The 26519-nt window shown below is 70.2% G+C and carries 26 protein-coding genes; 16 read left to right on the top strand and 10 right to left on the bottom strand.

Going from position 1 to position 26519, the window contains the following annotated elements; translation table 11 throughout:
- Positions 1 to 33: 33 nt before the first annotated feature.
- Positions 34 to 690: a TetR/AcrR family transcriptional regulator gene (locus SALPAC6_RS0118260; protein WP_018254802.1), complete on the top strand. Its 657-nt coding sequence runs from the start codon at positions 34 to 36 to the stop codon at positions 688 to 690.
- Positions 691 to 757: 67 nt separating this feature from the next.
- On the opposite strand, the gene SALPAC6_RS0118255 is transcribed toward SALPAC6_RS0118260, so the two are convergent.
- The 3 genes from SALPAC6_RS0118255 to SALPAC6_RS0118245 all read right to left on the bottom strand — a co-directional run bounded on the left by SALPAC6_RS0118255 (position 758) and on the right by SALPAC6_RS0118245 (position 3693).
- Positions 758 to 1375 (bottom strand): DedA family protein, encoded by a 618-nt coding sequence (locus SALPAC6_RS0118255; protein ID WP_018254801.1) that lies wholly within the window; start codon positions 1373 to 1375, stop codon positions 758 to 760.
- A 69-nt stretch (positions 1376 to 1444) separates the two neighbouring features.
- Positions 1445 to 2338 (bottom strand): MaoC/PaaZ C-terminal domain-containing protein, encoded by an 894-nt coding sequence (locus tag SALPAC6_RS0118250; protein ID WP_018254800.1) that lies wholly within the window; start codon positions 2336 to 2338, stop codon positions 1445 to 1447.
- Positions 2338 to 3693 carry a 3-oxoacyl-ACP reductase gene (locus SALPAC6_RS0118245; protein ID WP_018254799.1) on the bottom strand — a complete coding sequence of 452 codons (1356 nt, stop codon included), beginning with the start codon at positions 3691 to 3693 and terminating at the stop codon, positions 2338 to 2340. The genes SALPAC6_RS0118250 and SALPAC6_RS0118245 overlap by 1 nt, the downstream gene beginning before the upstream one ends.
- Positions 3694 to 3747: 54 nt before the next feature.
- Between SALPAC6_RS0118245 and SALPAC6_RS0118240 the strand changes: the two genes are divergently transcribed.
- The gene (locus tag SALPAC6_RS0118240; protein ID WP_018254798.1) at positions 3748 to 5040 is read left to right on the top strand and encodes an acetyl-CoA C-acetyltransferase; all 1293 of its coding nucleotides are present in this window, start codon (positions 3748 to 3750) and stop codon (positions 5038 to 5040) included.
- A gap of 30 nt (positions 5041 to 5070) precedes the next feature.
- Here SALPAC6_RS0118240 and SALPAC6_RS0118235 read toward each other — a convergent pair whose 3' ends face one another.
- Both SALPAC6_RS0118235 and SALPAC6_RS0118230 read right to left on the bottom strand, forming a co-directional pair.
- Positions 5071 to 5523: a hypothetical protein gene (locus tag SALPAC6_RS0118235; protein WP_018254797.1), complete on the bottom strand. Its 453-nt coding sequence runs from the start codon at positions 5521 to 5523 to the stop codon at positions 5071 to 5073.
- Positions 5520 to 5855 carry a hypothetical protein gene (locus tag SALPAC6_RS0118230; protein WP_018254796.1) on the bottom strand — a complete coding sequence of 112 codons (336 nt, stop codon included), beginning with the start codon at positions 5853 to 5855 and terminating at the stop codon, positions 5520 to 5522. The genes SALPAC6_RS0118235 and SALPAC6_RS0118230 overlap by 4 nt, the downstream gene beginning before the upstream one ends.
- Positions 5856 to 6085: 230 nt before the next feature.
- Between SALPAC6_RS0118230 and SALPAC6_RS0118225 the strand changes: the two genes are divergently transcribed.
- The 4 genes from SALPAC6_RS0118225 (at position 6086) to purB (ending at position 10793) form a co-directional block, all read left to right on the top strand.
- Positions 6086 to 6628, top strand: a complete 543-nt coding sequence (locus SALPAC6_RS0118225) for a UTRA domain-containing protein (protein ID WP_026189811.1) — start codon at positions 6086 to 6088, stop codon at positions 6626 to 6628.
- A gap of 18 nt (positions 6629 to 6646) precedes the next feature.
- A complete protein-coding gene (locus tag SALPAC6_RS0118220; protein ID WP_012180399.1) occupies positions 6647 to 7360 on the top strand; it encodes a GntR family transcriptional regulator in 714 nt (237 codons plus the stop codon).
- A gap of 200 nt (positions 7361 to 7560) precedes the next feature.
- Positions 7561 to 9279, top strand: coding sequence for an arginine--tRNA ligase (gene argS / locus SALPAC6_RS0118215; protein WP_026189810.1), 1719 nt, complete (start codon positions 7561 to 7563; stop codon positions 9277 to 9279).
- Positions 9280 to 9368: 89 nt separating this feature from the next.
- Positions 9369 to 10793 (top strand): adenylosuccinate lyase, encoded by a 1425-nt coding sequence (gene purB / locus SALPAC6_RS0118210; RefSeq protein WP_018254793.1) that lies wholly within the window; start codon positions 9369 to 9371, stop codon positions 10791 to 10793.
- A 59-nt stretch (positions 10794 to 10852) separates the two neighbouring features.
- On the opposite strand, the gene SALPAC6_RS0118205 is transcribed toward purB, so the two are convergent.
- On the bottom strand, positions 10853 to 11419 hold the full coding sequence (locus SALPAC6_RS0118205) for a YbjQ family protein (protein ID WP_018254792.1): 567 nt from the start codon (positions 11417 to 11419) through the stop codon (positions 10853 to 10855).
- 402 nt (positions 11420 to 11821) lie between these two features.
- Between SALPAC6_RS0118205 and purS the strand changes: the two genes are divergently transcribed.
- The 3 genes from purS (at position 11822) to purL (ending at position 15373) form a co-directional block, all read left to right on the top strand.
- Positions 11822 to 12085, top strand: coding sequence for a phosphoribosylformylglycinamidine synthase subunit PurS (gene purS / locus SALPAC6_RS0118200; RefSeq protein WP_018254791.1), 264 nt, complete (start codon positions 11822 to 11824; stop codon positions 12083 to 12085).
- A complete protein-coding gene (purQ, locus tag SALPAC6_RS0118195; protein ID WP_018254790.1) occupies positions 12082 to 12762 on the top strand; it encodes a phosphoribosylformylglycinamidine synthase subunit PurQ in 681 nt (226 codons plus the stop codon). Before purS ends, purQ begins: the two co-directional genes overlap by 4 nt.
- A gap of 67 nt (positions 12763 to 12829) precedes the next feature.
- Positions 12830 to 15373 (top strand): phosphoribosylformylglycinamidine synthase subunit PurL, encoded by a 2544-nt coding sequence (gene purL, locus SALPAC6_RS0118190; RefSeq protein WP_018254789.1) that lies wholly within the window; start codon positions 12830 to 12832, stop codon positions 15371 to 15373.
- Between the two features lie 164 nt (positions 15374 to 15537).
- Here the strand turns inward: purL and SALPAC6_RS0118185 are convergent, their stop codons facing one another.
- Entirely contained in the window at positions 15538 to 17604 is a 2067-nt protein-coding gene (locus tag SALPAC6_RS0118185) for a hypothetical protein (RefSeq protein ID WP_026189809.1), read from the bottom strand.
- Positions 17605 to 17737: 133 nt separating this feature from the next.
- On the opposite strand from SALPAC6_RS0118185, the gene SALPAC6_RS0118180 reads away from it, so the two are divergent.
- The 5 genes from SALPAC6_RS0118180 (at position 17738) to amcA (ending at position 22517) form a co-directional block, all read left to right on the top strand.
- Positions 17738 to 18100: a sterol carrier family protein gene (locus SALPAC6_RS0118180; RefSeq protein WP_033666554.1), complete on the top strand. Its 363-nt coding sequence runs from the start codon at positions 17738 to 17740 to the stop codon at positions 18098 to 18100.
- A gap of 148 nt (positions 18101 to 18248) precedes the next feature.
- The gene (gene purF, locus SALPAC6_RS0118175; RefSeq protein ID WP_020493601.1) at positions 18249 to 19829 is read left to right on the top strand and encodes an amidophosphoribosyltransferase; all 1581 of its coding nucleotides are present in this window, start codon (positions 18249 to 18251) and stop codon (positions 19827 to 19829) included.
- Positions 19830 to 19888: 59 nt separating this feature from the next.
- Complete coding sequence (gene purM, locus SALPAC6_RS0118170; protein ID WP_026189808.1) at positions 19889 to 21043, top strand: phosphoribosylformylglycinamidine cyclo-ligase; 1155 nt, start codon at positions 19889 to 19891, stop codon at positions 21041 to 21043.
- A 165-nt stretch (positions 21044 to 21208) separates the two neighbouring features.
- Positions 21209 to 22312, top strand: a complete 1104-nt coding sequence (amcB, locus tag SALPAC6_RS0118165) for a cyclophane-forming radical SAM peptide maturase AmcB (RefSeq protein ID WP_018254784.1) — start codon at positions 21209 to 21211, stop codon at positions 22310 to 22312.
- Positions 22281 to 22517: a multiple cyclophane-containing RiPP AmcA gene (gene amcA / locus SALPAC6_RS0118160; RefSeq protein WP_018254783.1), complete on the top strand. Its 237-nt coding sequence runs from the start codon at positions 22281 to 22283 to the stop codon at positions 22515 to 22517. The genes amcB and amcA overlap by 32 nt, the downstream gene beginning before the upstream one ends.
- Before the next feature lie 210 nt (positions 22518 to 22727).
- Here the strand turns inward: amcA and SALPAC6_RS0118155 are convergent, their stop codons facing one another.
- Together SALPAC6_RS0118155 and SALPAC6_RS0118150 are read right to left on the bottom strand one after the other, a co-directional pair.
- Positions 22728 to 22943, bottom strand: a complete 216-nt coding sequence (locus SALPAC6_RS0118155; RefSeq protein ID WP_011904080.1) for a DUF3073 domain-containing protein — start codon at positions 22941 to 22943, stop codon at positions 22728 to 22730.
- 291 nt (positions 22944 to 23234) lie between these two features.
- Positions 23235 to 24317: a Glu/Leu/Phe/Val dehydrogenase dimerization domain-containing protein gene (locus SALPAC6_RS0118150; protein WP_018254782.1), complete on the bottom strand. Its 1083-nt coding sequence runs from the start codon at positions 24315 to 24317 to the stop codon at positions 23235 to 23237.
- Positions 24318 to 24535: 218 nt separating this feature from the next.
- Between SALPAC6_RS0118150 and SALPAC6_RS0118145 the strand changes: the two genes are divergently transcribed.
- Entirely contained in the window at positions 24536 to 25375 is an 840-nt protein-coding gene (locus SALPAC6_RS0118145) for a hypothetical protein (protein WP_026189806.1), read from the top strand.
- A gap of 252 nt (positions 25376 to 25627) precedes the next feature.
- On the top strand, positions 25628 to 25837 hold the full coding sequence (locus tag SALPAC6_RS0118140; protein ID WP_007073996.1) for a BldC family transcriptional regulator: 210 nt from the start codon (positions 25628 to 25630) through the stop codon (positions 25835 to 25837).
- Positions 25838 to 25992: 155 nt separating this feature from the next.
- Here the strand turns inward: SALPAC6_RS0118140 and SALPAC6_RS0118135 are convergent, their stop codons facing one another.
- Complete coding sequence (locus SALPAC6_RS0118135; protein WP_018254780.1) at positions 25993 to 26373, bottom strand: PPOX class F420-dependent oxidoreductase; 381 nt, start codon at positions 26371 to 26373, stop codon at positions 25993 to 25995.
- Between the last annotated feature and the right edge of the window lie 146 nt (positions 26374 to 26519).

Raw genomic sequence — 26519 nt, 5'->3', positions numbered from 1 at the left:
TAACCCTACGCACGAGTAGGTATGCTTGCAAGGGTGTCCAGTACCCCCACCTTCCGCCGTCTGCCCCGAGCCGTCCGCGAGCAACAGATGCTCGATGCCGCAGTCAAGGTCTTCTCTCGGCGGGGCTACCACGGGGCCAGCATGGATGAGATCGCCGACGACGCCGGCATCTCCAAGCCGATGGTCTACGCGTACCTGGGCACCAAGGAGGAGCTCTTCGTCGCCTGCCTGCACCGCGAGGGCACCCGGATGATGCAGGCCATCGCCGACGTCGTCGCTCCTGACCTGTCGGCCGACGAGCGGCTCTGGCGGAGTCTGCGAGCCTTTCTCGGCTTCGTCGGCGCGCACCGCGACGGCTGGTCTGTGCTCTACCGGCAGGCCCGGGGCGAGCAGCCCTTCGCTGGCGAGATCACCGCCCTGCGGCGGAGGATCGTCGAGGTCGTCGCCGGAATGCTCGAGGACACCCTGCGCGATGCGGGGCGCGAGGTGACCGAGACCGAGCTGGAAGTCGTCGCCTACGCCCTGGTCGGCGCGACCGAGTCAGTCGCCGACTGGCTGGTCGACCACCCGGAGGCGGACCCGGAGCAGACCGCCACCAGGATGATGAACGTCGCCTGGGTCGGCGCGGCCCAGCTGCTCGCCGGGACCAGCTGGCGCCCGCCCAACAGGCGGGGCGAAGCCCCCTCCTGACGCGCCTCCGGGTCGCCATCGGTCACCGACGGCGGCGCCCTCGGCTACCGGTGGGCGGCACCCTCGGTCACCGCCGGGCGGCGTTCCGGCGGCGCGAGCGCCGGCGGAGCCGCCGGGTCAACTCCAGCAGGCCGGTCACCGCGACCGACAGGGTCAGGCCAGTAAGCACGCCAAGCAGTGGCTCCTGCTGGAACGCCAGCCCGCCGAAGTGGCCCAGCAGCACGCTGTACAACGCCCAACTCCCCGCGCCGATCGCGTCAAAGAGCAGAAACGACCGCAGTGGATAGCGCACCGCGCCCATCGTGAGGGTCACCGCCGTTCGTCCGCCGGGGAGGTAGCGGGCGGTGGTGAGGACAACACCGCCCCGGCGATACAACGCCCGTCGGGCCCACTCCGAACTGGCTCTCCGCCGACTCTGCGCCGGGAGTCTGGCCAGCCGCCGCGCGCCGCCGCCCCGTCCGATCACGTACGAGGCGTGGTCGCCGACCAGCGCGCCGAGGGCGGCGACGCCCCAGATACCCGCCAGCTCCGGCACGTCGCCGCTGACCAGCACCGCTGCGGTGATCACCGCGGTCTCGGCCGGCACCATCGGGACGACTGCGTCGACCGCGGTGAGCGCGAACAGCAGCAGATACACCACCGGTGAGGTGATCAGCTGCCGCAGCAGGTCGAGCGCGGACTCCATCTCCTCATGCTCGGGGTGTCGGTATGTGGAGGGGGCCCTTCCGCCACAAAAGGAAGGATGAGGGCGCGCTCACTGCTCCTGGAACGTGCCGAGGAGGTGGGGGCGGTCCCGCAGGTCGCGCAGCGCGAAGTCGCCCGCCGAGGTGCTGCCGAAGGCGACCGTGCCGGGCAACGGCACCGGCAGCTTGAACGACACGTCAACGGTGTACGCGTCCGGCAGCCGTGGCTCCAGCGCGGCCAGGCAGCGGGCCTTGCTCCACATACCGTGCGCGATCGGGTGCCGGAAGCCGAAGAGCCGCGCGCCGAGCCGGGAGGTGTGGATCGGGTTGTGGTCGCCGGAGACCCGGGCGTACGCAGGCCCGAGCTGGCGCCCGACGCGCCAGTGCGCACCGGCGCGCGGCGCCGGGGGCTGGTCACCCCGGTTGGCGCGTTCGCCACCGCCGGACGTCTGTTCCCGGCCCAGGTAGGTGGAGACACCACGCCAGACCTCCGCGCCGCCGACGGCACCCACCAGCACCACGTCGATCTGCCGGCCCCGGTCGTGCGGGCGCAGGTTCGCCGCGTACGCGACGAAGTCGAGTGTCTCGGCGGCGTCGATCGGGCGGTGGACGGTGATCCGGTTGCCGACGTGGACCACGCCGGCGAGCGGGATCGGGAAGTCCGGCGCGGTCATCAGGCGCAGCGCCAGCGGGAAACCCAGGACGTGCGGGAACGTCGCCGGCAACCGGTCGGTGAGTCGGAATCCGCAGACCCGGTCGTAGGCGGCGAGACGTCCTCGGTCGATGGCGATTCCGGCCACCCGCAACTCGATCGCCGGGGGCTGCTCGGCCCGCCGGGACCCGGTTCCGGGCAGCGCGCCGAGCAGCGCCCGGCGGTAGAGCGCACCGACTTCCGGCAGCGCCGCCAGCTGGACCCGGGACCGGGTGGCCTGCTCGGCGTCGGACGGCTCCTGTGGGCCTCCCATCACGCCCCCAGCAGGCTCTGGCCGCAGACCCGGACCACGTTGCCGCTGACCGCGCCGCTGGCCGGCCAGGCCAGCCAGCCGATCGTCTCGGCGACATCCACCGGCAGGCCACCCTGGGCAAGGCTGTTCATCCGCCGGCCGGCCTCGCGCAGCACCAGCGGGATCCGGGCGGTCAGTCGGGTCTCGATGAACCCGGGGGCGACCGCGTTGACGCTGATGCCACGTTCGGCCAGCACCGGGGCGAGCGACTCGACCAGACCGATCACCCCGGCCTTGCTGGTGGCGTAGTTGGTCTGCCCCCGGTTGCCGGCGATCCCGGCGATCGAGGAGACCGCGACGATCCGACCCCCGGCCGGGATCAACTCGCGTTCCAACAGGAGGTCGTTGATCCGCTCCTGACTGGAGAGGTTGATATCGATCACCTGGTCCCACCGGTCAACATCCATCCGGCCGAGGGTCCGGTCCCGGGTGATGCCCGCGTTGTGTACCACCACGTCAACCCGGCCGTGCCGGGCGAAGAGGTGATCGGCCAGCCGGATCGGGGCGTCCGGGGCGGTGAGGTCGAGCTGCACGGCGGTGGCGCCGATGTCGTTGGCCACCGTCGCCAGCTCGTCACCGGCGGCCGGGATGTCCAGGGCGACCACCTCGGCGCCGTCGCGGGCCAGGACCCGGGCCAGCGCCGCGCCGATCCCCCGCGCCGCACCGGTGACCAGCACCACCTGGCCGTCCAGCGGGCGGTCCCAGTCCGCCGGGAGCGCGGCCTGCCCGGCACCGATCTGGATCACCTGACCGGAGACGTACGCGGAGCGCCCGGAGAGCAGGAAACGGAGCGTGGCCTCGAGGCTGGTCGCGGTGCCCGGGTCGGCGGTGTCGGTCACATAGACCAGCTGGGCGGTGACACCCCGGCCGAATTCCTTGCCGATGCTGCGGGTCAACCCTTCGAGCGCCCGCTGCGCGGTGGCCTCCCGAGGTGTGGAGCACTCGGCGGGCGGGGTGCCGAGCACGATCACCCGGCCGCTGGGCAGCACCGAGCGGGCGTGCGGGTGGAGGCAGTCGTAGAGCTGGCGCAGCGCGGTCGAGTCGGTGATGCCGGTGGCGTCGTAGACGAGGGCGCCGAGCCGGGCCCCGGGGGCGACATCGGCCGGGTCGCCGAGTTCGACTCCGGCGGCGGTCAGGAGTTTGCCGATGCCGCCGGCGAGCCGGCCACCGGTGGCGGCACCGAGCAGGACGGGTCCGGGGATGAGGGGGTCACCGCTCCGGTGCCGGCGGAGTTGGGGCGGGTCGGGCAGCCCGAGGCGCCTGACCAGCCCCCGGCCGACCCCTGATTGGACGAAGCTCGCGTACCTGTCGGTCATAGGCGTAGCCTACTGGCGAGTAGGTTGAGAGCAACCCCAGAGGAGGCGGGAAACGTGCAGAACATCCGGCGGGTCGCGGTCATCGGCGGCAACCGCATCCCCTTCGCCCGCTCCAACTCGCGGTACGCCGAGGCGTCCAACGCGGACCTGCTCGGCGCGGCCCTCGACGGGCTGGTCGCCCGGTACGGCCTGGCCGGCCAGCGGGTCGGCGAGGTGGTCGCGGGCGCCGTGCTGAAGCACTCCCGGGACTTCAACCTGACCCGCGAGGTGGTGCTCGGCTCGAAGCTCGACCCGCACACCCCCGCCTATGACATCCAGCAGGCCTGCGGCACCGGCCTGGAGGCTGCCATCCTGGTCGCCAACAAGATCGCTCTGGGGCAGCTCGAGGTCGGTATCGCCGGTGGCGTCGACACCACCTCGGACGCGCCGCTCGCCGTGAACGAGCAGCTGCGGCGCACACTGCTCAAACTGAACAGCGCCCGGACCCTCGGGGAGCGGGTGCGGACCGCCACCCGGCTGCGCCCCTCACACCCGTTCCGGCCGGAGCTCCCCCGCAACGCCGAGCCCCGCACCGGCCTGTCCATGGGCGAGCACGCCGCCCGTACCGCCCTGCGTTGGCAGGTCGACCGGCAGGCGCAGGACGCGCTGGCGTTGCGGTCGCACCACCGGCTGGCCGCCGCGTACGAGCGGGGGTTCTTCGACGACCTGATGACGCCGTACCTCGGGCTGACCCGGGACCAGAACCTGCGGCCCGACACCAGCCTGGAGAAGCTCGGCAGCCTCCGCCCGGTCTTCGGCACGAAGGGCCCGGACGCCGAGCAGGCCACGATGACCGCCGGCAACTCGTCGCCGCTGACCGACGGCGCGTCGACCGTGCTGCTCGCCAGTGAGGAGTGGGCGCGGGCCCACAACCTGCCGGTGCAGGCGTGGTTCACCTGGTCGCAGACGGCCGCCGTGGACTTCGTACCCGGCGAGGAGGGGCTGCTGATGGCCCCCGCGTACGCGGTGCCCCAGCTGCTGGCCCGCGCCGGGCTGACGCTCCAGGGCTTCGACTTCTACGAGATCCACGAGGCGTTCGCCGCGCAGGTGCTGGCCACCCTGGCCGCCTGGGAGTCGCCGGAGTTCTGCCAGGACCGGCTCGGCCTGGACGCCCCACTCGGAGCGATCGACCCGGAACGGATCAACGTCAACGGTTCGTCGCTGGCCGCCGGGCACCCGTTCGCCGCGACCGGCGGCCGGATCGTGGCGACCCTGGCCAAGCTGCTCGACGAGCGCGGCGGCGGCCGAGGGCTCATCTCGATCTGCGCCGCGGGCGGGCAGGGCGTAACGGCAATCCTGGAACGCTGACCGAGCCCGCAACCCGGACGGCCCGCGGCGTTAGGTCAGTCGCAGCCAGCCCAGGAACCGTTCGTACAACTCCTCGGGGGGAAGGTGACGCAGGTCGGGTACCGCTGCCGTCATCTGTGTGCTCAGGTAGATACCGAGCGCTGCGGGGTTGCCTGCGTACTGGTCGAGTAGGCGTCGCCGGTGGTCCGGGCAGGGCCACGCCGCTCCGCAGCCGGCGCAGTTCCATCCCGGTCGGACCGGTATGTGCGTGACCGGGATGGGTACCGGCTGCGTCTGGATGGCGTCCAGGCGGGCCAGGATCCGTCGCTGGCGTGGTGGGCTTTCGAGTTGAACGCCACGCACGTTGATCCAGAGCCCGTCCGTGTGCCGTACCCGGCGTCCCACCTCGACGATGCGCAGGGTCAGGGTGCCCAGGCCGTAGCAGTAGTGCTGTTCAGCAAGTTGCACCACGCTTCCCACGCCGAAGTGCAGGCCGGCGGTCACGAGATGACCCCGAGCCGAAGGAGCCAGGCGAAAGTGAGCAGCGGTGCCCGACGCCACCGAGTTGACCCGGTCGCCGGAACCGCCCCGGTGGAGCCGAACCAGCCCCGCCACCCGGCCCGCCGTTCGCGTCTCGATTCGGCGAGCAGCACCGGCCGGCCCAGGTCGACCAAGCGGTTTGCCGCTGCATTGGCCGGCCCGCACGGACCAGGCGCCAGGCAGATCGTGCAGCAGCCGTTCTCCGGGTCGGCTATGTGGTTGGTCAGGATCTCGTGCGCTGCCTCAGCCTCCGCCTCTTCACGAGACCAACTGGTTGCTGATCGGTAGATGCCCATGCTCCGCTCCTGTCGGTTTGGGTGGGCGCACGGTGAACCGACTGCCGTGCCCGCACGGCAGTCGGAGTCGCTGCAGGCCCTCTGCGTCCGTCCCCCGGCAAAGTTGTTGTGCCTCGTTGGCGGCCTGCCGGTTACATTGCTGCCATTCGAATAAGGTAGCAAGGTGTCGTGCTGCGTGAGCAGGCATAGATGGATACGCTGACGCAACATGGAACCGCGGGGAGGTAGCGATGGGCGGATCTGACTGGCTCAGCGTCTCGATGCCCTATGTCCAACCGGACGCGACTCATGCTGGAGACGTGTGGGCCGCCGACGCTGCGGGGCAGGGCCGAAGCGGTACGCAGCGAATACTCGCGGTCGGTGAGGTGGTGGCTGCCGCTGAGGTGGCTGCGGCGCTACGAGTGGCACCGGGCGACCCGGTGATCGTCCGAAGGCGGTTGATGCTGCTGGACGACGAGCCGGTGGAACTAACGGACTCGTACTATCCGGTCGCCATCGCCCGCGGTACCGCTCTCGCCGAACAACGGAAGATCCGCGGTGGGGCCGTCCGACTGCTCGCCGAGGTGGGCTATCGTCCCAGACGGGTACGAGAGGATGTCTACACGCGCCTGCCGGAGCCAGCTGAGCGACGCCTGCTTGGCCTGGCCGATCATGAGTGGGCGCTGGGCCTCACCCGGGTGTTGAGCACGCAGGACGACGTTCCGGTCGAGGTCAGCGTCATGACGATGGTGCCGTGGGGTCGACGCCTCCGGTACGAGCTGGCGATTGACTGACGGAGCGGAGTAGCGGACATGGCGAGTGGATCCGACAGCCGCCCCCGTCATGAGCAGGTCGCGGCCGACCTTCGATCCCGCATCATGTCGGGCGAGTTGCCGCCGGGGTCAGCGCTGCCGTCGATCCCGACGCTCGTGCGGCAGTACTCCGCTGCCACCGCGACAGTCCAGCGTGCCCTTGGCGCGCTGAAGGCGGAGGGCGCTGTCTACAGCGAGGTGGGAAAGGGCGTTTACGTCCGACCGAGGCGGCCGCTGGTGGTGGAGGCGTCGGCTTACCTCGCTCCCACCTCCGACGGGTACGCCTACCGGCTCCGCTCGGTGGCAGAGGTGGTGCCGCCAGCCGAGGTGGCGCGGGAACTGGGGATCGGTGCGGGTGAACGAGCGGTCCTGCGGCATCGGCTGCTGGTGTGTGGTGACGAGCCGGTCGAGCTGTCCTGGTCGTACTATCCGGCGGCCATCGCCAGCGGTACGGAGCTCGCCGAGCGACGCAAGATCCCGGGTGGTGCCCCGCGGGCCCTGGCGGATCTGGGGTACCCGCAGCGGCAGACACGGGACCGGGTTTGCGCGCGGATGCCCACGACGGAGGAGGTCGAAGCGCTCGACCTGCCGCCGTACGTACCGGTGCTCCGCCAGCTACGGGTGATCCGGTCGGTCGACGCCAGACCGGTCGAGGTGTCGATCCTCATCAAGGGCAGCCACCGGCACGAGCTGCACTACGACCAGCGGGGGTAGTCCCGGGCCCACTTCCCGGGCGGATCGCGGGCGGAAATCGGTCGATGGTGCGCCCGGAGTTTCGGTAGGTTCCTGCTCGTGTCCAGCATCGAACTCCGGCGAACCGTCCTCGACCGCCTGAGTTGACCCTTCGTGTCCGGCGGATCGAGCCGCCGGACACCCTGGTCGTCGATCCGCTTCCCGAGATTGGCGTACCTTTCATGAATCTTGAGAAGTTGCTGGCGGACCGGTTGGCACCGGCGTTCTCGGCGGTGGCCGGGGCGCCGGTCGACCCGGTTCTGCGGCGCTCGCAGCACGCGGACTACCAGTGCGACGCCGCCCTCGCCCTGGCGCGTCGGTGTGGTCGCCGGCCCCGGGACATCGCTGCCGAGGTGCTGGGTCAGGTGGAGTTGGCGGACCTCTGCTCAGCGGTGGCGGTGTCCGGTCCCGGTTTCATCAACCTGACGGTCGCCGACTCGGCGCTCGGCACGCTGCTGTCGACCGCGGCCGTCGACACCCGGCTCGGGGTCGTGCCCAGCGCCGCCACGGAGACGGTGGTGGTCGACTATTCGTCCCCGAACGTGGCCAAGGAGATGCACGTCGGGCACCTGCGGGGAACCGTGATCGGTGACGCCGCCGTACGGCTGCTCGAATGGCTCGGGCATCAGGTGATCAAGGCCAACCACCTGGGTGACTGGGGCACCCCCTTCGGGATGCTCATCGAGCACCTGCTCGACCTGGGCGAGTCGGAGGCCGCCGACGAGTTGTCGGTCGGGGACCTGGACTCGTTCTACAAGGCGGCCCGGGTCAAGTTCGACGCCGACGACGCGTTCCGGGAGCGGGCCCGGCAGCGGGTGGTCGCCCTGCAACACGGGGACGAGCTGACACTGCGGTGGTGGCGGCTGCTCGTCGCCGAGTCGGAGAAGTACTTCCTCACCGTCTACGACCAGCTCGGCGTCCTCCTGACCGAGCAGGACTTCTGCGGGGAGAGTTACTACAACGACCGGCTCGACCCGGTGACCGACGAGCTGGATCGGCTCGGCCTGCTGCGGGAGAGCGGCGACGCCGCCTGCGTCTTTCCGGCCGGCTTCACCGGCCGCGACGGGCAGCCGCTACCGATCATTGTGCGGAAGCGGGACGGCGGCTACGGCTACGGCGCCACCGACCTCGCGGCGATCCGCCACCGCACCCAGGACCTCGGCGCGACCCGATTGCTCTACGTCGTCGGCCTGCCGCAGCATCAGCACTTCGAGCTGGTGTACGCGGTCGCGCGGCAGGCCGGCTGGCTGAGTCCACCGGCGCGGGCCGAGCACCTCGGCTTCGGCTCGATCCTCGGCTCGGACGGCAGGATGCTGCGCAGCCGGACCGGTGATTCGATCAAACTTGTCGGGCTGCTCGACGAGGCCGTGACCCGGGCCGCCGAGTTGGCCCGGCAGAAGAACCCCGACCTCTCCGCGACGGAGGTCGCTGACGTCGCCCGCGCGGTTGGTATCGGTGCCATCAAGTACGCCGACCTGTCCACGGACCGGAACAAGGACTACGTCTTCGACTGGCAGCGGATGCTCTCCCTCGACGGCAACACCGCCCCGTACCTGCAGTACGCCCACGCCCGGATCCGGTCCATCTTCCGTCGGGCCGAGATCGAGCAGTTCACCCCCGTCCCGATCACGATCGGGCACCCGGCCGAACATGCCCTCGCCCTCGAACTGGCGGGTTTCGGAGCCGTGGTGGCCGGCGTCGAGCAGACCCTGCAGTTCCACCGGCTCGCCGGCTACCTGCACACCCTCGCCACGACCTTCAGCGGCTTCTACGAAGCCTGCCCGGTGCTGCGGGCCGAGGACGCGGTCCGAGACAGCCGGCTCGCCCTCTGCGACCTCACCGCCCGGGTCCTCCGGCAGGGCCTGTACCTACTCGGCATCGCCACCCCCGACCGGATGTAGCGCCCGGCCACGCCGACCGCTCGCTCGGGTCGCATGGTCAGCGGCGGCCCGGCGGGGAGCGCTGCGCCCGGGTACCGGAGAATGGGGCCGTGACGACGATCCCGAACGTGCTCGCCAACCGGTACGCCTCCCCCGAGCTGGTCACCCTCTGGTCCCCGGAGGAGAAGATTCGGATGGAGCGGCGGCTCTGGCTGGCCGTGCTCACCGCCCAGCGGGATCTCGGCGTGGACGTGCCGGACGGGGTGGTCGAGGCGTACCAGCGGGTGCTCGACCAGGTCGACCTGGCCTCGATCGCGCAGCGGGAACGGGTCACCCGACACGACGTGAAGGCGCGGATCGAGGAGTTCAGCGCGCTCGCCGGGCACGAGCACGTGCACAAGGGCATGACCTCCCGGGACCTGACCGAGAATGTCGAGCAGCTTCAGGTGCGGGCCTCCCTGGAGCTGATCCGGGACCGGGTGGTCGCCACCCTGGCCCGGCTGTCCCAGCTCGCCGTCGAGCACTCCGGCCTGGTGCTGACCGGGCGTTCGCACAACGTGGCGGCGCAGGCCACCACGCTGGGTAAGCGGTTCGCGTCGGCGGCGGAGGAGCTGTTGATCGCGTACGAGCGGCTGGACGACCTGATCGGGCGGTACCCGCTGCGGGGGATCAAGGGCCCGGTCGGCACCGCCGCGGACCAGCTCGACCTGCTCGACGGGGATGCCGGCAAGCTGGCCGAGTTGGAGCGTCGGGTGGCGGAGCACCTCGGGTTCGGCCGGGTGCTGGACAGCGTCGGGCAGGTCTACCCGCGTTCGCTCGACTTCGACGTGCTCTCGGCGTTGTCCCAGGTGGCCGCCGGGCCGTCGGCGTTGGCCACCACGATCCGGTTGATGGTCGGCCAGGAGCTGGCCACCGAGGGCTTCCAGCCGGGCCAGGTCGGCTCCAGCGCGATGCCGCACAAGATGAACACCCGGTCGTCGGAGCGGGTGAACGGCTTCGCGGTGATCATCCGTGGTTACCTGTCGATGGTCGGCGAGCTCGCCGGCGACCAGTGGAACGAGGGGGATGTCTCCTGCTCGGTGGTGCGTCGGGTGGCGCTGCCGGACGCCTTCTTCGCCGCTGACGGGCTGTTCCAGACGTTCCTCACCGTGCTGGACGAGTTCGGCGCGTACCCGGCGGTGGTCAACCGGGAGTTGGAGCGTTTCCTGCCGTTCCTGGCCACCACCAAGATCCTGGTGGCGGCGGTACGGCGGGGCGTCGGCCGGGAGGTCGCCCACGAGGTGATCAAGGAGCACGCGGTGGCGGTCGCGCTGGCGATGCGGGAGAAGGGCGCCACCGAGAACGACCTCTTCGACCGGCTCGCGGCCGACGACCGGTTGAACCTGACTCGCGCCGACATCGCCGACCTGGTGGCCGACCGTACGGCCTTCGTCGGTGCCGCTCCCGCCCAGGTCCAGGCGGTGGTGCAGCGAGTCGCGGCGGTTCTCGACCGCCACCCCGGCGCCGCCGCGTACAGCCCGCCGCCGATCCTCTGATCTCCGCTGTCCCCGCCCTGGGCCACGGCCTCGGTCCCCGCGGGTCGGGACGCGGTGGGTCAGGGCTCGGGGGTGGGGGTCTCGGCCGCGCTGCGTAGGTCGGGTGCGGTGGCCGGCTCGCCGATGCCGCTGGGCTCGGGCAGGAGCTTCGGCTCGTGTGCGGTCTCCGCCGCCACCAGGGGCTGATCGGGGGGCATGACGTCGGGGACCCGGGGCACCACGATCACCGCCGTGCCGTAGGCGCAGATCTCCATCCACATCTCGCCGCAGTCCCGGCTGTCGAACCGCATCCCGATCACCGCATTCGCGCCGAGCCGGCGGGCCTCCTCGCCGAGACGGGCCACCGAGTCGGCACGCCAGCGGGTGAGGTTGTCCGGTGCCATCGGGTCGTACGCGCCGCCACGGAGGTTCTTCACGCCCTCGCGGTACGGGTTACGGGTCCTGGCCATCGAGGAGACCACCTCGCCGAGGATCTGGCGGACCTCATATCCGGGTAGTTGATCCGTCGTCACGACCAGCACGGTTCTGATGCTGTCAGTCGGCGCTGGGGTCGAACGTGGGCCTTGTTCACCTGATCGGATGGTGAAAAACAGCGCGGCGCGGACGGTCGGCGCGTGGCCGGCCACCTGCGCCGTGGTGGCGTTAACCGTCAGACACCGGAAATCGAGGCGATCCAGGAACGGTTGTACCCGACACCGCCGTGGATCCGGAGGTTGACGCCGCGGGCGACGCCGACCTGTTGGTTGGTGGGGGCTCCCGTACTGGCTTTCGGGATTTACATTGAAGAGTCTAGATTATTTTGGTGGTATCGCTCAGCGGAAGCTCCCGCCACTACGCGGTAGGTGGCAACGAAATCGCATCGGGAGCACAACGGAAAGGCATCGGTATTGGTGTCACGGCCTAACTGTGCAGAAGATCGCCCAAACCGCGTGCGGCCGGTGCGGCCCGCGCGATATCTGCCAGGTAGGCTGGCTGCGCTCGCCCCTAGTGGGTCGGCACCCAACTGCGTACACAGTCAGGAGTGCCCAGTGCCTCGCGTCGTCGTCGACGTCATGCTCAAACCTGAGATCCTCGATCCGCAGGGACAGGCCGTCGCTAACGCGCTGCCCCGACTCGGCGTCACCGACGTCGCCTCGGTCCGGATTGGCCGACGGATCGAGATCGAGTTCACCGGGGAGCCAGATCTGAACCAGACCCGGGAGATCGCCGACAAGCTGCTCGCCAACCCGGTCATCGAGGATTTCACCATCCGTCTGGCCGAGGATGGCGAGACCGTGGACGCCCAACCGTGACCGCCCGAGTAGGTGTGGTCACGTTCCCCGGTTCGCTCGACGACGGGGACGCCGCCCGGGCTGTCCGGCTCGCTGGCGCCGAGCCGGTCCGCCTCTGGCACGCTGACCCGCAGTTGCACGGGGTGGATGCTGTCGTCCTGCCCGGCGGCTTCTCGTACGGCGACTATCTGCGCTGCGGCGCCATCGCCCGGTTCGCCGCGGTGATGGAGACGATCGTGGACGCCGCCCGAGCGGGTCTGCCGGTGCTCGGCATCTGCAACGGCTTCCAGATCCTCTGCGAGGCCCACCTGCTGCCCGGTGCGCTGACCCGAAACCAGCACCTGCACTTCCGCAACCGGGACCAGGTCCTGCGCATCGAGTCGGCCGGCACCGCTTGGACCAACGCGTTCCAGCCCGGCCAGGAGGTGCTGATCCCGGTCAAGAACGGCGAGGGCTGCTACGTCGCGGACGCCGCGACGCTGGACCAGCTCGAAGCCGAGGGCCGGGTGGTCGCCCGCTACGTGGGAAACCCGAACGGGTCTCAGCGGGACATCGCCGCGATCACCAACTCCGCCGGAAACGTCGTCGGCATCATGCCGCACCCGGAGCACGCGGTGGAGGAGCTCACCGGCCCCTCCCTGGACGGCCTCGGCTTCTTCACCTCGGCGCTCAAGCACCTGGTGGAGACCGCGGCGTGACCGCACGCGGCATCATCGGTCGGCTCACCCGCCCGACGGGCGGCCCGCTGCGTAACAAGGAGAGGTCATGACCACCCAGGACCCGGCCCGGGACACCTCAGACGCCGCGGCAGCCGGATCGACGGCCGCGCCTGACCGAGGCGCCGCCGTCATCGGCTGGGCCGGGGGCGTGGACACCGTCCCCCACGCCGGCGACAGCCCGGACGAGCTTCAGCCCTACGCCGACCTCGGTCTCCGGGACGACGAGTACCAGCGGATCCGGCAGGTGCTTGACCGGCGGCCCACCCAGGCCGAGCTGGCCATGTACTCGATCATGTGGAGTGAGCACTGCTCCTACAAGTCGAGCAAGGTGCACCTGCGCCAGTTCGGGGAGAAGGCCCCGTCCAGCGACCGGCTGCTCGCCGGTATCGGTGAGAACGCGGGTGTGGTTCGGGTCTCCGACGAGCTCGCGGTGACCTTCAAGGTCGAGTCGCACAACCACCCGAGCTTCGTCGAGCCCTACCAGGGCGCGGCGACCGGCGTCGGCGGCATCGTCCGGGACATCCTCGCCATGGGCGCGCGTCCGGTCGCGGTGATGGACCCGCTGCGCTTCGGCGCGGCCGACCACCCCGACACCGCTCGCGTCCTACCCGGCGTGATCGCCGGAGTCGGCGGCTACGGCAACCGCCTCGGCCTGCCGAACATCGGTGGCGAGGTCGTCTTCGACCCCTGCTACCAGGGCAACCCGCTGGTCAACGCCCTCTGCGTCGGGGTGCTGCCGATCGACCGACTCCAGAACAAGGCCGCCGCCGGCGACGGAAACGTCGTGGTGCTGATGGGTGCCAAGACTGGCCGGGACGGCATCGGCGGCGTGTCGGTGCTGGCGAGCGCCACCTTCGACGAGGGCAGCGAGCAGCGCCGCCCCTCGGTGCAGGTGGGTGACCCGTTCATCGAGAAACTGCTCATTGAGGCCTGCCTGGAGCTCTACGACGAGCAGCTCGTCGTCGGCATCCAGGACCTCGGCGGCGCCGGGCTGACCTGTGCCCTCGCCGAGACCGCCGCCGCCGCGGGCACGGGTATGCGGGTCTGGCTCGAGCGGGTCCCGCTGCGGGAAGCCTCGATGGAGCCGCACGAGATCCTCGCCAGCGAGTCCCAGGAGCGGATGCTGCTGGTGGTCGAGCCGGAGAAGCTGGAGGCGGTGCTCAAGACCGCCGAGAAGTGGGGCGTGCTCGCCACCGCGATCGGTGAGGTCACCCCACCGGCAGCGGACGGGCAGCCGGGTCGCCTGGTCGTCACCTGGCGAGACCATCTGGTCGTTGACGTCCCGCCGGGTTCGCTGGCGGACGACGGCCCGGTGTACCACCGGCCGATGCGGGAGCCCGCCGACCTGATCCTGCTTCAGGCCGACCGAGCGGAGACCCTGCCCCGGCCGAGTGACCCGGAGGCCCTGCGGGAGACGGTCCTGCGGATGACCGCCTCGCCGAACCTCGCGGACAAGACCTGGGTCACCGAGCAGTACGACCGGTATGTGCTGGGCAACACCGTGCTCGCCCAGCCCGAGGACTCGGGTGTGATCCGGATCGACGAGCGTAGTGGTATCGGCATCGCGCTCTCCGTTGACGGCAACGGCCGGTACGCGCGCCTCGACCCGTACCACGGCGCCAAGCTCGCGTTGGCCGAGGCGTACCGGAACGTGGCGGTGAGCGGCGCCAAGCCGATCGCCGTCACCGACTGCCTCAACTTCGGCTCGCCGGAGGACCCGGGCGTGATGTGGCAGTTCGCCGAGGCCGTCCGGGGCATCGCCGACGGCTGCGGCGAGCTGGGCATCCCGGTGACCGGGGGGAACGTCAGCTTCTACAACCAGACCGGTGCGGCAGCCATCCACCCGACCCCGGTGGTGGGCGTCCTCGGCGTGCTGGACGATGTGGCCGACCGGGTCCCGATGGGCTTTGTCCCGCGCGACGGCGGGCACGACCAGATCTACCTACTCGGTGAGACGCACGAGGAGTTGTCCGGCTCGGAGTGGGCGTGGGCCACCCACGAACACCTCGGCGGCGTACCTCCCCGGGTGGACCTCGACCGCGAGCGGGCGATCGCCGACCTGATGGCGGTGGCAGCCCGGGGCGGGCACCTCAGCTCCGCGCACGACCTCTCCGACGGTGGTCTGGCGCAGGGTCTGGTCGAGTCCTGCCTGCGCCGGGGGGTCGGTGCCCAGATCACTCTGCCGGGGCAGTTCACCGGCGGCTCGCTGCCGTTCGTCTTCCTGTTCAGCGAGTCCGCTGGCCGGGTGTTGGTCTCGGTGCCGCGCGGGCACGAGAAGGCGTTCACCGGGCTGGCCGCCGAGCAGGGCGTGCCGTGCCAGCGGATCGGCGTCACCGATCCGGCCGGTGGTGTGCTGGAGTTGCACGGGCAGTTCCGGCTCAGCCTGGCGGAGTTGCGTGCCGCGCACAGCGCTACCCTGCCCCGCCTCTTCGGCGGAGCGGAGCTCGCCACCTCGCCGGTCGAGCCGGTCGAAGAGCCCGCAGCGACCGTCGTGCCGGTCGAAGAGCCGGCCTCGACCGTTACGCCGGTCGAGACGGCGACGCCCGCCAGCTCCGAGCCGCAGCCTGGGGGACCGAGCGAGCCGGCGTGACCGCCGCTGTATCGGCCCCACCGGGTTCCGGCACCCGATCCGAGTAAGCACGATCCGGCCCGGCTGAACTCAGCCGGGCCGGATCGTGCTGCTGGGGGATCAGCAGACCCCAGGACAGACGGTTGAGGGCCACCCGGCTCCGGGTGGCCCTCAACCGTCTGTGGTCAGTCGTCCAGCCAGTCCAGCCGGCGACCGCCCCGGTCCGGCGGGGGAGCGTCGGACCGGGCCCGATCGGCCTGCGTCGGGTCCCCGTAGCCACCGCCGTAGCCGGCCTGGCCATACCCGCGGTCGTCGTAGCCGCCGTGCTGGGCGGGTGTTTCCTGGCCGTAGCCGCCGTACTGCGTGGGTGCTTCCTGGTCGTAGCCGCCGGGCTGGGCGGGTGTCTCCTGGCCGTAGCCGCCGTACTGCGTGGGTGTCTCCTGGCCGTAGCCGCCGCGTTGGGTTGGCAGCTCCTGGCCGTAGCCGCCGTGCTGGGCGGGGGCTCCCTGGTCGTAGCCGCCACCCTGTTGGGCGTAGCCGCCACCCTGTTGGGCGTAGCCGCCACCCTGTTGCTCGTAGCCGTAGCCGTAGCCGTAGCCGCCGTACTGCGTGGGTGCTTCCTGGCCGTAGCCGCCGTGCTGGGCGGGGGCTCCCTGGTCGTAGCCGCCGTAACCGCCCTGGTGGTCGTAGCCGCCACCCTGTTGCTCGTAGCCGTAGCCGCCGTAGCCGCCGCCCTGTTGGTCATAGCCACCGGCCGGCTCGGCACCGTGTCCGTACCCGGGCCCAGCCTGGCTGTAGCCGGCGTCCTGCTGGTACCTCCCGGTGGGGTACGGGTCGGCCGGGGCCGGGTACTGCGTGGCGTCCGCCTGGTAGCGGCCGGTCGCTTCGTCGTAGCCGTAGGAACCGCCGGAGGTGGGCGGGTAGCCGGGTTCGGCCGGCGAGGACATGCCGTAGTCGCTGGCGCCGTAGCCGCCACCGGGGGCGGGAGAAGACGTGGCGCCGTAGCCGCTGTCGGCCCAGCTGGACTGGCCGGCGGATGCGCCGTAGGGCTGCGGCGGAGCACCGTAGGGGTCCGGTGGGACGTCGTCAATCACCGGGCTGTGCATCATCGTGGGCGCCTCGGCGAGGGACGAGTCCCCGCCGACCATCGTCGGCGTCGCCGCGGTTGGATTCACGATCCGCGTCTGGTCGTCGACATTGCCGTAGCCACCGCGGGTGACCGGGACGGCACCCGTGGCCGCGCCGGAGGGGTGGCCGCCCGCCTCGTCTTCGTCGTCGTTCTCCTTGCGGCGTAGCCACAGCAGCACCATGGTGCCGACGCCGGCTGCCACGAGGAGGCCACCGAGCAGGATGATCAGCAGTGAGCCGGTGCCGCCGGACTCCTCATCGCTGGCGTCCGCGACGGGGACATCCGCGACGGCCTCGATCGGCCCATCGGTCACCTCCTCCACCCCGACGGTCGGGGCCGGCTCGACACTCGACGACGGGGCGGGGCTCGGGGTTGTCTCTTTGACCTCGAGCGAGATTCGCTGGCCGGAGACGCTCTGCCCGGCGGAGGCGTTCAGCGTCTTGGTGGCGTTGGTGCCGTCGTGGATTGCGCCGATGGCGAGTTGGCCGGGGGCGATCGGGCTCCGGGTGCTGCCAGTGAACCGGAAGTTTCCACCGTTGTCGGTAATGGTGTCGAACCGGTTGTTGTCGGAGTCCTTGAGGATGACCTGCGCTCCCGGTACCGCACCGCCGGTGCTCTTGTCGACCACCTCGCCGGAGACCGACTTCACCGTCTGCACCTGGGGGGCCTGGGTCGGGCTGGGCTCCGGCTCCGGCTTGCCCACCAGGGTGACACTGGCGGTCCCGTAACCCTTGCCGCCGTTGGTGTCGTTCGCGGTGACGGTAATTGTCGCCTTTCCGTCGGCCGCGTCGTCCGCCAGTCGGAAGGTGGCCTCATAGCTCGCGCTCTGATCGATCTTGCGAGGCTCGCAACCGCGGACGCAGGCGAGCTCTCCGTTGTCGGATGACACCGTCACGTCGACGGTCGTGCCTTCCGAGACCTCGACCGAGTAACGGACCGTCATGCTCCCGCCCGCCTCGACCCGGCTCGTCGAGGCCGAGATGTTGACCCCGGGGTCGGCGGAGGCCGGGGTGGCGGGGGCGGTGAGCAGGGCGCCGACCAGCAACGCCACGACCACACCGGCCCGCTGCTTCCAGGCACGTCGGTGTGTTGACACGTCCACCGCCTTCCACTGGGGTCCCACGTGGCCGGCGGTCGCCGGGCCGGGGATCATCACGGTACGAGTACGCCGTGGGCTACTATGCCTTGTCCAGTCGGATCGGCGCGACCCAGGGCCGGTGTTGAGAGTATCCGCGCGCGCGCCGTATCGTCCCGCTGTGCCCCCGCCATACGCCAGGACGCCTGCCGTCGTGGCAGCACTGTCGGCGCTTGATGAGGGGCGTACCCCCGATCGTCCTGCGCTCCGGGCGGCGGTCCGTGCCCTGTTGACCGTGCTCGCGGAGCAGGTGCCCGGTCGATCGGTGGAGGTGCGGGTCCCACCCTACGGCGCAGTGCAGTGTGTGCCGGGTCCCCGGCACACCCGGGGCACCCCGGCGAATGTGGTCGAGACCGACCCGGAGACCTGGTTACGGGTGGCCACGGGACGTGTCCCGTGGGCGGAAGCGGTCGCCGAGGGTCACGTACGGGTCAGTGGGGTCCGGGCGGACCTGGCCGCGTACCTGCCGCTTAGCGGCGGGTAGCGGATAGGGCATTACAGGATGCAGTGATTTCGTGACTTTCTGTGTAGGCAGGGGTTCGCGTACACTGTCAGCGACGACAAGCGGTCCCGGCCGAGGAGCGGATCGATCCCGTGATTCGCCTGGCCAGTCCAGCAAGAGGGAGCGGCAGGTGCCCCGAGGCGATGGCCGGTTGAGCCACGACCTTGACCCCCAGCGTCCCGGCCCCCAGGACGCCTGTGGCGTCTTCGGGGTCTGGGCCCCCGGCGAGGAGGTCGCCAACCTGACCTATTTCGGGCTGTACGCGTTGCAGCACCGAGGGCAGGAGGCGGCTGGCATCGCAGTCAGTGACGGCACGGGCGTGGTGGTCTACAAGGACCTTGGCCTGGTAGCCCAGGTCTTCGACGAGCCGACCCTGGCCAGTCTGCGCGGGCACGTGGCGATCGGCCACACGCGCTACTCGACCACCGGCGCCTCCACCTGGGAGAACGCCCAACCAACCATCCGCTCCACCGCCTCCGGCACGACGATCGCGCTGGCCCACAACGGCAACCTGGTCAACACGGCCGAGTTGCAGCGGGAGTCCGGCGAGCGGGCGTTGGCCGGCGACGGGGCCACCAGCGACACCTCGCTGGTGACCATGCTGCTGGCCAGCCGGCCCGACCTCTCGGTGGAGGCCGCCGCGCTGGAGGTGTTGCCGCAGCTACGGGGAGCGTTCAGCTTCGTCTTCATGGACGAGTCGACGCTCTACGCGGCCCGTGATCAGTACGGGGTCCGTCCGCTGGTGTTGGGCCGGCTGGAGCGCGGTTGGGTGGTGGCCAGTGAGACGGCCGCGCTCGATATCGTCGGTGCCAGCGTGGTCCGCGAGGTCGAGCCGGGTGAGCTGATCGCCATCGACGAGGACGGGCTGCGCTCTGCCCGCTTCGCCGCACCGGAGCCGAAGGGCTGCCTCTTCGAATACGTCTACATCGCCCGTCCGGACGCCACGATCGCCGGCCGCAACGTGCACGCGGCTCGCGTACAGATCGGCCGGCAGCTTGCGCGGGAGCACGAGGTAGAGGCTGATCTGGTGATTCCCGTGCCCGAATCGGGTACCCCCGCCGCGATCGGCTACGCGGCGGAGTCCGGCATTACCTTCGGGGCCGGTCTGATGAAGAATCCGTACGTCGGGCGGACCTTCATCCAGCCGTCGCAGACGCTGCGTCAGCTCGGTATTCGGCTCAAGCTCAACCCGCTGCGGGAGAACGTACGGGGGAAGCGGCTGGTCGTCGTGGACGACTCCATCGTCCGCGGCAACACCCAACGGGCCATTGTGCGAATGCTTCGCGAGGCCGGCGCGTTGGAGGTGCACGTTCGGATCTCGTCACCGCCGGTCGCCTGGCCATGCTTCTACGGCATCGACTTTGCGACCCGCGCCGAGCTGCTCGCCAATGGCCTGGACAACGAGGGCATCCGGCGGTCGATCGGCGCCGACACGCTCGGCTACGTGTCGCTCAGCGGTCTGATCGCGGCGACCGAGCAACCGAAGAGCCGGCTCTGCCGGGCGTGCTTCGACGGCGAGTATCCGATCGAACTGCCCGCCGACAGCCTGATCGGCAAGCACGTGCTTGAGGGGGTCGGTCGGCGGGTCACCGCGGAAACCCCCGAACCGCACGCCACTCCGTTCGTCGCCGCCCACAGCGGTTACGACGCGTTCAGCTCGGCGCGGGTGCCGCGCCCCGACCCGGAAGAGCCGAAAAACCACATCCGGTAGCACCACCGGGTGCGTCCGGTCATCGCCGGTTCGCACCCGGACCATCTAAGGGGAGAACCGTGACGCACGTGTCCGAGCGCAGCGGCGCAGGAAGTAGCCAGACCGGTGCCGGCGGTGACCGCCAGCCCTGGACCACCGCCACCGGGCGCCCGGTGCGCAAACGCTCGGCCTCGTACCTGGATGCCGGTGTCTCGATCGAGGCGGGCGACCGCGCGGTTGAGCTACTCAAGTCGAAGGTGAAGCAGACTCGACGGCCAGAGGTGATGGGCGACCTGGGTGGCTTCGCCGGCCTGTTTCGGCTGGATACGAAGAAGTACCAGAACCCGATCCTGGCCTCCTCCACCGATGGCGTCGGCACGAAGCTGGTGATCGCGCAGCAGCTCGACATTCACGACACGGTCGGCATCGACCTGGTTGCCATGGTCGTGGACGACCTGGTGGCGTGCGGTGCCGAGCCGCTGTTCCTGCTCGACTACATCGCCACCGGGGAGGTTGTCCCAGACCGGGTTGCCGAGATCGGCGCTGGTATCGCCGATGGCTGCCGGTACGCCGGCTGCGCCCTGCTGGGTGGGGAGACCGCCGAGCACCCCGGTGTTCTCCGCCCGGACGAGTACGACATCTCGGCCACCGGTGTGGGAGTGGTGGAGGAGAGCCGAATCCTCAGCTCCGAGCGGGTGGAGGTCGGCGACGTAGTGATCGCGATGCGCGCCTCCGGCCTGCACTCGAACGGATTCTCCCTGGTCCGGCACGTGCTGCTCGGTGCCGGCCGGATGCGGCTGGACGTGGTCATCGAGGATTTCGGCCGGCAACGCACCCTCGGTGAGGAGCTGCTGACTCCCACCAAGATCTATGCCCAAGACTGTCTGAAGCTGATCGCTGAGGCGGAGGTCCGGGTATTCGCCCACGTGACCGGGGGCGGCATTCCGGGGAACCTGGTCCGGGTCCTGCCGGAGCACGTGGACGCGGTGGTCAATCGCGCTACCTGGAAGCCGCAGCCGATCTTCGACCTGGTGCAGTCCAAGGGCCGGATCGAGGCCCCGGAGATGGAGGCGACGTTCAACATGGGCGTCGGCATGTTCGCGATCGTCTCCGCCGAGGACGCCGACCGCGCGCTGGCCACCCTCACCGGCCGCGGCGTGGACGCCTGGCAGGTCGGCGAGATTGTCGAAGGCACCGGCAACGTTCAGATGGTCGGGCAGCACACCCGCGGCTGATCGCTGGAAGCCCGGACGGACTGTCGATCAGGGCTTCACCCGGGAGGCCGACTCCGCCTAGCCTGAGGAGCGCCCTCAACGTTGCCAGGCACGTCGGGGTGTCAACACGCGCCCAGGGCCTGGCGGAGGAGGGCGATGGCGGTACGCGGGCAGCCGACAGGTGGGATGCGCGGGATGGCCGCCGTCCCCGCCTATGTGGTTATGCAGCCCACCACGCTCTGCAATCTTGACTGCGAGTACTGCTATCTCCCGCTCCGGGACGTCGACCGGCGGATGCCGGTCGACGTGGCAGAGGCGGTGGCCGCATCGGTCAACCCGTGGGCGAGCGCTGAGCGATTCTCCGTGGTGTGGCACGGTGGTGAGCCGCTCGCCGCCGGGCAGGAGCTGCTTGCCGCGCTGATTGCCCCGTTCGGGCCGGAGGTCGAGCATCACGTCCAGACCAACGCGACGCTGATCGACGATGCCTGGTGTCGGTTCTTCGCGGAGCACCGGGTCCGGGTGAGCGTCAGCGTGGACGGGCCGCGGGAGCGAAACGCGGATCGGGTCACCCGGGGCGGGCGTCCCGCGTACGCCCAGATCATGCGGGGAGTCGAGGCGCTGCGTCGGCATGGGCTGCCGTTTTCGGCGCTGGCGGTGGTGGGGCGCCCCGAGCCGGGTCTCGCCCGCGAACTGTACGACTTCTTTCTCGATCTCGGCCCGGACGTGTTGGGCGTGAACATCGAGGAGACCGAGGGGGTCAATACGCGGACCAACCGCCACGACGCGGCTGCGGTGACCGCCTTCTGGGCGGAGCTGGTGGCGGCCTGGCGGCGGAACCCCCGCATCCACCTGCGTGAGATCGAGTGGTCCCTGCGGTACGCCGCCGCGGTGTTGGACGGCGTCGAGGAGCAGCTGCTGCCCCGTCGGCTGGATCCGATTCCCACGGTCGGTCACGACGGTTCGGTGACCGTGCTCTCGCCCGAGCTGGCCGGCTTCACGAACCCTCGGTACGGCGACTTCAGCAGCGGAAACGTGCTGGTCACTCCGCTGGCGGAGATCCTGGCCGAGGCTGCAGGGACACCCTGGGTCGGGGAGTTCCTCGCCGGGGTGGAGGCGTGCCGCGCATCGTGTTCCTACTTCGGCTTCTGCGGCGGTGGCCACGCGGCCAATCGCTACTTCGAGCAGGGACGCTTTGACGGTACGGAGACCGAGCATTGCCGCAACAGCAAGATCCGCCTATTGGAGGGAGTGTTGGAGCATGCCCGAGAACACCAGTCCCCGGAAACCTGAGCGTACGGCGGGCGCGGTCTCGGACGACGTGGTTGATCGGGTCCGCGCCGCTGGCGCCGACCTCACCACGTTGCTTCGCGAGGCCGAGGCGGCCCGCCTCCTACGGGCGGAGGCGGCAGGAGACGGCACCTCCAGCGCGGTCTGCGCCTGGAACCACTTCGAGAACATCCCGACGTTCTACAACTGGAACAACCGTCCACGCTGAGTCGACCGGTCACCCCGGGTCACGCTGAGCCGACTGGCCATCCCGACCGGTCGATGCTGCGTCGGCGCTCCCCGGTGCCTGCCGAACAGGGCGTGTCTCGGAGCCACTGCCAGCGCTCCGAGACACGCCCTGCCTCCGTCGGGGACCGCTGACCGATGGACACAGACATGAGCACGCGGTCGATCCGCGTGCTCAGGTTGCGACCAGGGGTCAGCGGTTGGGACGAGCCCGGTTGTCCGGGTCGTCGTCCACGTGGTCCTCGTCATCGTCGTCGACATACTCTTTGTAGTCGTCGTCGAAGTCGTGGTCCGACTTGTGGCTGCCGCCGAGTTCGCGTTGCAAGGCGGCGAGGTCGGTGTTCGGGGAGTGGTACTTCAACTCCCGGGCCACCTTTGTCTGCTTGGCCTTAGCTCGGCCGCGCCCCATGGCTCGACCCCCTCGCACAGAATGCGGGGCAGCCCGAAGGCGGGCCCCGATGACGTCAGGCATCTCTCGTGGCTCTTACGGTACATGGAGATGCCATCGTTCGGCACCTCGGGTTACCGTCGCCCGGCTCCGCGCGTCGCGGCGGGCCGGTCGTCACCCAGTGTACTCGGTAAGGGCCAATCCGGGGAGCGCCCCTAACAGAAGGCGAATCACCGTGAATCCAGCTTAACCGCGCCGCGAACGCCGCGGCGGCCCAGGGGCGGAACCAGCCCGGCCCGCCCCGGGACGTGATCAGGGCAGCAGAATCGTCCGCAGTCGGCCGACCTCAGTCATCCGTCGCTCGGCCAGCCGGTCCGCGGCCACCGCCGGTGGCACCCCTTCGGTTTCGGCGAGCCCCAAAATTTCCCGGGTGGTGTCGTAGATCTTGGTCGCCCGTAGCTTGGCGCGTTCGAAGTTGAAGCCCTCGATTTCGTCGGCGACCTGGATCACACCACCGGCGTTGACCACGTAGTCGGGCGCGTACAGGATGCCCCGGTCGGCGAGGAGTTTCTCAATGCCCGGGTGGGCGAGCTGGTTGTTCGCCGCCCCGGCGACCACCTTCGCCCGCAGCGCGGGGACGGTGTTGTCGTTGAGCGTGCCCCCCAACGCGCACGGAGCGTACACATCAATGTCGGCAGCGGTCAGCGCGGTGGCGTCGTCCATCAGCGTCACCTGCGGATGGTTTGTCCGCGCCCAGGCCAGGGCCCGTGGGTTCACGTCGGTCGCCACGACCTCGGCACCGTCGTCCAGGAGGTGGCCGACCAGGTACTTGCCGACCTTGCCCAGGCCTGCCACGCCGACTCGTCGTCCGCGCAGCGTCGGCGTGCCCCAGGCGTGCTCGGCCGCGGCCCGCATGCCCTGGAACACGCCCCACGAGGTGAGGATCGAGGAGTCGCCGGCGCCCCCGTGCTCGCGGCTTCGGCCGGTCACGAACCGGGTCTCCCGGGCGACCACGTCCATGTCGGCCACGTAGGTACCAACGTCGCAGGCGGTGTAGTAGCGGCCGCCCAGGGTGTCCACGAAGCGGCCGTAGGCACGCAACAGCGCCTCGCTCTTGAGCTGTTCGGGATCTCCCCAGATGACTGCCTTGCCGCCGCCCAGGTCCAGCCCGGCGAGGGCATTCTTGTACGCCATACCGCGGGAGAGGTCGAGCACGTCGGCGAGGGCTGCCTCCTCGTTCGCGTACGGGTAGAACCGGGTGCCGCCGAGGGCGGGTCCCAGCGCCGTGGAGTAGATCCCGATGATCGCCCGAAGGCCGGATTGTTTGTCCTGGCAGAACAGAACCTGCTCGTGGCCGACCGACCCGGGGTCGTCGGTGGTGGCGAATACGCCCATGACTCACTCCTGGTGTGGTGTGCGGCCTTGTGGGCCGCGGACCTGCGGACGCCGGCGGGATGCTGCCGGTGCCGCTGAGCCTAGTATCGGCCGACATCGTCTTCGTCGTCACCGACGTATGCGTCCGGACGGCGGGACCAGCCGCTCGGCGACTCTCCGGAGTGCACGCGAAACTGTGCCACCAGGGATTCGCATCCGACTCGTGGGAGGATCGCGCCGTGCCCTCGCTCTTCGCCGCATACCTGCGCGTGTACGAACCGTTGACCGCCTTCGACCGTGACCGCCAGGCGTACTGGCGGAGTTACGTCGAACAGGGGCGGGCCGTCGCCCCGGCGGAGGGGCCCGGCCGGCAGCTCACGTCGGTGATCGAGGCGCTCGGAGCGGGCTGGACGCGGCTGCCGAATCTGCCGGACGAGGCGTACGTCCTGGAGGCCGACGACACGCTGCTGGTCTGTCCGTGGAACCTGCGCATCCGGGTCGCCGAGGCGGCGCTGAACGCGCGCGACGGGGTACCCCCGGTGTTGGCTGACGCCTTTGTGCCGCCGGTGCTCGCCGGGAAGGCCAAGGCGGCGGTTGACGACTGGCGTAGCGGGGCGCGTGTCTTGGAGCACGGCGTTCCCCGGGTGCACGAACAGATCGCCACCTGGGGCGTGCCGCTGCGGTGGTTTGTCCTCTTCGAGCCGGCGGAGCGGCACCAGGTCACCGAGCCCGGCCGGCGGGCACTGCGGTACCGGACGGAGATTTCCAAGGCCCGCCGTCGCTCGTCGCGGGCCCTGGCCGTACTGCGCAAGTCGGTCGGTGTCACGCCGATCACCGAGGCGGTGGAGGAGGTCGCACGCTGGCTGGAGGAGTTTCATCCACGGTCGGTGGTGGAACTGGACTACGGCGGGCTGGTGTCGCTGCTCTCCGATGAGACCCTCGCGGCTGACGACTCGCCGGAGTTGGTCGCCGCCAGCCTGGCCGGGCTGTCTCGGGGCGAGGCGGAGGAGGCGTCAACGGCTTACGACAAGCTGGTGTCGCGATGGCGCGCGGTGCAGTTGCTCGAGCGGTGCAACTGACCCCAAACCAGTCGATTACCCCTCGTTGACCCAGGAATCACTCGCATTTGATACGTCACAAACCCTGATCATGAGACCATATAAGGTGGCTTCTGTCATATTAAAGGCGAATAATTCGGTCATGGTTCATCCGTCCGTCTAAGGACGTTCGGCCGTTCGGCCCATGTCGGACATCGGGGACTAGCCGGACCATGGGAGACGCGTCGGCCGGCGGGACCCCGGCCGATGTCTATACATGTGGAGGAGTGACCCATGGCATCGCGAACGCACGAACCGGAGCCGCTGCTCACGCCGGCCGAGGTGGCGTCGATGTTCCGTGTCGACCCGAAAACGGTGACCCGTTGGGCCAAGGCCGGCAAGCTGAGTGCCATCCGGACTCTTGGCGGGCACCGCAGATATCGGGAGTCGGAGGTCAGAGCGCTGTTGCAGGGGCAGATCCCACAGCAGCGTCAGGGGGACTGACCGGGTGAGAGCCAACGGACAACGCGCGTAGGGCGGTGGACGAGTTGTCCACCGCTCTACGGCATTTCTGCGGGGCGAACGCTGCTCCGTCCCCGGAAGGCTCTGCCGGGGTGAACGCGACTCCGACTTCGGGATGCTCCGTGGGACGGCCTGGTTCAGTCCTTGAGCGTGACCCGAATCCCCACCGTGCCCTGCTCGCCCCGGCGTAGCCGGCTCCCCAGCAGGGTAAGCCGGCCGAGTACCCGGTACTTCTCCTTGATCAGGCCACGGACCCGCCGGGTGCCCGCCGAGTCGGCGAGCGCGGCGTATCCGGCGACCGCCGGACCGTGCGGTCGACCTCGGACATCGCAGGGGGCGACGGTCACATCGCCGCTGCGCCGGATCCGCTTCACCTTGCCGGAGCTGGCAACTGTCCACACGACGAGCGCATCGCCGTCACGGACCGCCCAGACCGGGGTCGGTACCGCACGGCCGTCCTTGCGGAAGGTCGTGAGCAGGATGTATTTCTCGGTCGCGAGTCGGTCCAGCGTGGCCACGCCGCCAGGATACGGCCCCACGGCCGGTTGACCGGGCAGTAAGCCGGACCGGCGTGCCGTACGTCGCAGAGCTGGTCGTGGAGCTGCCGCGGCGGTGTCCATCCGGGAGCTTTGCCGCCTGGTGCCGGCCTGCCGCGCGAGGCCTC

The organism is Salinispora mooreana, assembly GCF_000379065.1.
Classification (GTDB): Bacteria; Actinomycetota; Actinomycetes; order Mycobacteriales; family Micromonosporaceae; genus Micromonospora; species Micromonospora mooreana.
Note: the sequence above shows the minus strand (reverse complement) of the source record. Positions and strands in the feature narration are given on the sequence as shown.